1 protein-coding gene is annotated in these 657 nt (G+C 63.0%); it reads right to left on the reverse strand.

Translation table 11 applies throughout. The features are described from left to right. Nucleotides 1-657: amino acid ABC transporter ATP-binding protein (locus ACFOYU_RS15195; RefSeq protein ID WP_377034237.1), on the reverse strand; the 657-nt coding region annotated here is incomplete at its 5' end.

Here is a 657-nt window from a genome sequence, read left to right on the forward strand (position 1 = left end):
TCAGTGCAGGATCTGGGACAGGAAGAGCCTCGTGCGCTCGTGCTGCGGGTTCCTGAAGAACTCGTCGGGCGTGTTCATTTCCACGATCTGCCCGTAATCCATGAAGATCACCCGATCCGCCACCTGGCGGGCGAAGCCCATTTCGTGGGTCACGCACAGCATGGTCATGCCCTCGTCGGCGAGCCCCACCATGGTGTCGAGCACTTCCTTCACCATCTCGGGGTCGAGCGCGGAGGTCGGCTCGTCGAAGAGCATGATCTTGGGGCTCATGCACAGCGAGCGGGCAATCGCCACGCGCTGCTGCTGGCCGCCGGAGAGCTGGCCCGGGTACTTGTTCGCCTGCTCCGGGATCTTGACCCGGGTCAGGTAGTGCATGGCGACCTCTTCGGCTTCCTTCCTGGGCATCTTCTTCACCCAGATCGGAGCCAGGGTGCAGTTCTCCAGGATGGTCAGGTGCGGGAAGAGATTGAAGTGCTGGAACACCATGCCGACGTCACGGCGCACCTCGTCGATGCGCTTGAGGTCGTTGGTCAGCTCCGTACCGTCGACGATGATGCGCCCCTTCTGGTGCTCCTCGAGACGGTTGATGCAGCGGATCATGGTGGATTTTCCGGAGCCGGAGGGCCCGCAGATCACGATGCGCTCGCCACGCCGGAC

Origin of the sequence: Microvirga sp. GCM10011540 (genome assembly GCF_042650665.1) — a bacterium.
GTDB classification, from domain to species: Bacteria; Pseudomonadota; Alphaproteobacteria; order Rhizobiales; family Beijerinckiaceae; genus Microvirga; species Microvirga lenta.